Consider the following 3,452-nt stretch of genomic DNA (forward strand, 5'->3'; position numbering starts at 1 on the left):
ATGAGGCGCCTTCATACGACGCGACACTCCAGTCGATGACACAAATCGACGAGAAGCTGGCAAGCAAGGGTTTTGCCGACCAAATCATGGTGCGTAGTCAAATCCTGTCTTTACTGTCACCACATTTCAACACGCGCGCAAGACACCGCGACCTCAAACGCCAACAGGACGTGAGGCGCATGGCGCCTGTCCTACGGCATGTCGCGGACAATCTTCGCAAAGGCGTGAAGGTATCCGAGCTCCACAAGCTGGCTGGCATGAGCAGATCGCACTTTGTTAGAAAATTTCAGGAAACATTTGACACCTCACCACAGGATTACGTTCGCAAGAAACGGATCGCCTTGGTCAAACGGGAATTGTTTTCATCCGAGTTGCCATTGTCGATCCTCGCAGAAGACCTGGGCTTCAGCAGCCCATCCCACATGTCCCGTGAATTTAAACTCCACACCGGCTACGCCCCCAAGGATTTCCGAGAGCTCGACAAGATTTACGACTGAAGAATTCGAATATAGAAGTAGATATGTCGGTGCTTCCGGGACATTTCGAATTGTGATAATAGCTTTTCTCGAAGCGCTTCGTAAGGCGTTTTTCCGTTGAAAGCGCCGTGAGGCCTTGCGAAGTTGTAGAAGCGTTCCCATTCGTCGAGTTTTGCCTCCAGATCAACGTCACCCTTGTAGCTTAGAAGCTGGTAGAACTCCTGCTGATCTGACCGGTGTGAGCGCTCGATCTTGCCATTCAGTTGCGGGATTCCGCGCTTGATATATGCGTGACGAATACCTTTGTCTTCGACGTGCCAATGAAACTTTGCCTGAAACTCATGTCCGTTGTCAGTCCTGATCTCGCGAATGCAGAAAGTCCGTCTACCATCTTTACAGTGCCGTCGTGAGGACTGATGACCGCATCAAACGCAGCACCTTCGTCGGATGGGGACGAAGAAATACTGCACCATCAACAGCAATAAGCCAGGATATTCTGCGTCGTATCGAACGTCGATACCGTCTTCCAAACAGATATTTTTCCAGCGTTTTTGAAGCTGCTGTCGACACAACAACCTACTGTGAGTTGGACGAATTGACACCTGCCAAACGCCGTCGCCTGGTTTGGCATTTGCCGGACGATTTCAGACGAAGGCCACGCGTTGAACAAGATGAGATTCTTGCCTGGGTTCGCGAAGTTATTATCAGCGGCTCCACGTAATATCGCCGCTACCAAGCCGCAGCCATTCGACAGCGATATGCCGTACGTTTCAAATGCAGTCCTGGTTCGCAAAGAAAGGTCTCTGGTAGCCGCTCGTTTGATACTTCATATGTATTGACGCACCCAAACACCTAAATGACGAAATGGTTGAATTGCTGCGTTTCAAGACTTCGACCTTCGCAACGTTTGGCCAGCAGCGAACTCGGGGCCGTTGTCAACACGAATGCGCCGGGGCTTAGGGTTGAATTGGGCTGCGATTTACGCTGTTGGTCTGCGACGAAAATACCCACTCAGTATTGTGCAATAACTCGCCTTATGATTGCTCTACTGTTAAGTTGTTCATTGTATCGGATGCAAGGAGAGGTTGATGGGTGGGTTGTCGAAAGGAAGAGGCACAGAGCTAGAATATGGTGGTGCCGCTCTCGGGCGCATTCACAAACATTCCAACTATCGAAAGGTGATGGCCTATTGGCTTGGTTTCCTCAAAGGTGTGCTCGCTAGCAAACACATAGAGACTGCTGAGTTTTCACCCCTCAAAGTTGAAGCTGAAAACTTCCTTGCATTGCTCAAGGATGACGATGCTAAAGAGCTGATTGAGGACCTTGCCATCTGGCAAAATGAACCTCGAGAAATTTTCGCGATTATTCAAGACATCGTTGATATCCGTTCCAAGGAGTTTCAGCTGGAAACTGAGAATGACGATGTCAACGAGATGTATGGGTTTTGCGCAGGAATTGCCTGTGACAACCACATTACGCTCGAAGAGGTGCAAACTTTACTCCGAAGGTTGGAATCCTACCCGAGAATTCAGCAGGACAGCAGAATTCGGAACCTTAGATTGTCAGCGCAAAGGGCGATTTCGGATGGCCGAATTACTTCGGAAGAGTCTGACGATATCTGCGATTGGATAACGCAGCTGGTTGGCGACAGTGCATCAGACACAGGGCTTCCAACTTTTGGCAATACAGGCGTACTTCAGGGGGCCTTGGATGATTTCAGAGAAATTGCGTTCAACGGTCAAATGTTTGTTTTGACAGGTAAGTTCGCTTTAGGACCTCGAAAAGCAGTTTCCGGATTGATTGAAGAGCGCGGTGGAATAACCAAGGAAACGGTTTGCAAAAATACGAGTTACCTCGTGGTTGCAGCCGAAGCTTCAAGAGATTGGCGACAGAGCCACGCGGGGCTGAAAATAATGAGAGCCATCGAGCTTCGTGATGCAGGACACGGTCCAGAGTAAGTACACGAGTACACGCTCACTGAAGCGCTCACGGCCTAGAGTGGCCCACTCGATGTTTAGGCTAAATTGTTTCAGGGTCCAAGTTTACCAGATGCTTGAGCCAACCGCGTGGCCCCGTCCCGGTCTGTCTCCAGTCAACAGGGCATTAAGTGTTGTAATTCTGGCAGCCACGGCAACAGCTGTAATCGAGAGTGAACCCACAATACTTGATGGTCGAGAATGGGCATTCCGGGCTGTGGAGTTGTTTTTCACTTCAATTTTTGTTCTCGAGTACGTTGCTAGACTTTGGGTCGCAGGTGAGGATCCTCGATATCAAGGTGCCGTCGGTCGAATGAAGTATGCGCTTTCCCCGGCAGCTATTATCGACCTGCTTTCCGTTTCGCCTCTGCTGCTCACCTTTCTTGGAACAGAAGCATTCCTTTTGCGCCTATTTCGTCTTCTTCGGATCCTACGAGTAGCGCGGTTGGGGCGGTTTTCGCGGGCGTTTGACGCAATCTCTACGGCACTGCATTCTCGTCGCTACGAGCTACTAATGAGCGTAGGCTTGGCGGCCATGCTGCTGCTTATCTCCTCGACAATTCTTTACATGATCGAAGGACACGCGCAGCCGGATACCTTTGGAAGCATACCGAGGACGATGTGGTGGTCGATCGCAACGTTGACCACGGTCGGCTATGGTGACGTTTATCCCACAACCTCCTTAGGACAGTTTTTTGCCGGATTAACGGCGATCACAGGCATCGGCCTGATTGCGATGCCAACTGGAATTCTTGCTGCCGCATTTTCCGATGCAATTCAGGCGCAGCAACGAAATAAAAGACACGAACAGGATGGGAAAAAATAGTGGCCTGCTCCCTTTATTTGGACCACCGGGCTGGAATTTTCCGGGTGTCAAGGCTCAAGGCGGAGAAGCCGCCAGTGAGCCGTTCATCAGCGAGACTGGCGGTTTGTTGCCGATTGCGCTGTGGGGACGGACTTCGTTGTAGTCTCTACGCCATTCCTCCATTTTTGACCGGGC

Annotated in this window: 5 protein-coding genes and 1 pseudogene; 4 read left to right on the top strand and 2 right to left on the bottom strand. The window is 50.6% G+C overall.

Features of this window, described 5'->3' with window-relative positions; all coding sequences use genetic code 11:
- Positions 1–497, top strand: a 497-nt coding sequence (locus ABJO75_RS00745) for an AraC family transcriptional regulator (RefSeq protein ID WP_348432284.1), incomplete at its 5' end; no start/stop codon positions are given.
- Between the two features lie 59 nt (positions 498–556).
- Here ABJO75_RS00745 and ABJO75_RS00750 read toward each other — a convergent pair.
- Positions 557–847, bottom strand: a pseudogene (locus ABJO75_RS00750) (integrase core domain-containing protein); the annotation flags it as partial.
- A gap of 35 nt (positions 848–882) precedes the next feature.
- Here ABJO75_RS00750 and ABJO75_RS00755 point away from each other — a divergent pair.
- The 3 genes from ABJO75_RS00755 (at position 883) to ABJO75_RS00765 (ending at position 3,278) form a co-directional block, all read left to right on the top strand.
- The gene (locus ABJO75_RS00755; RefSeq protein ID WP_348432285.1) at positions 883–1,197 is read left to right on the top strand and encodes a hypothetical protein; all 315 of its coding nucleotides are present in this window, start codon (positions 883–885) and stop codon (positions 1,195–1,197) included.
- A 367-nt stretch (positions 1,198–1,564) separates the two neighbouring features.
- Positions 1,565–2,434, top strand: coding sequence for a hypothetical protein (locus tag ABJO75_RS00760; protein ID WP_348432286.1), 870 nt, complete (start codon positions 1,565–1,567; stop codon positions 2,432–2,434).
- Between the two features lie 91 nt (positions 2,435–2,525).
- Positions 2,526–3,278, top strand: a complete 753-nt coding sequence (locus ABJO75_RS00765; RefSeq protein WP_348432287.1) for an ion transporter — start codon at positions 2,526–2,528, stop codon at positions 3,276–3,278.
- A gap of 54 nt (positions 3,279–3,332) precedes the next feature.
- Here the strand turns inward: ABJO75_RS00765 and ABJO75_RS00770 are convergent.
- Positions 3,333–3,452 (bottom strand): integrase core domain-containing protein (locus tag ABJO75_RS00770; protein ID WP_348432288.1); only part of this gene is annotated, 120 nt, incomplete at its 5' end.

Origin of the sequence: Sedimentitalea sp. (genome assembly GCF_039973035.1) — a bacterium.
Lineage (GTDB): Bacteria > Pseudomonadota > Alphaproteobacteria > Rhodobacterales > Rhodobacteraceae > Sedimentitalea.

Excerpts from the sequence above, each read along its gene's own strand:
- ABJO75_RS00760 (WP_348432286.1), top strand. The coding sequence starts at position 1,565 with ATGGGTGGGTTGTCGAAAGGAAGAGGCACAGAGCTAGAATATGGTGGT.
- ABJO75_RS00765 (WP_348432287.1), top strand. The coding sequence starts at position 2,526 with ATGCTTGAGCCAACCGCGTGGCCCCGTCCCGGTCTGTCTCCAGTCAAC.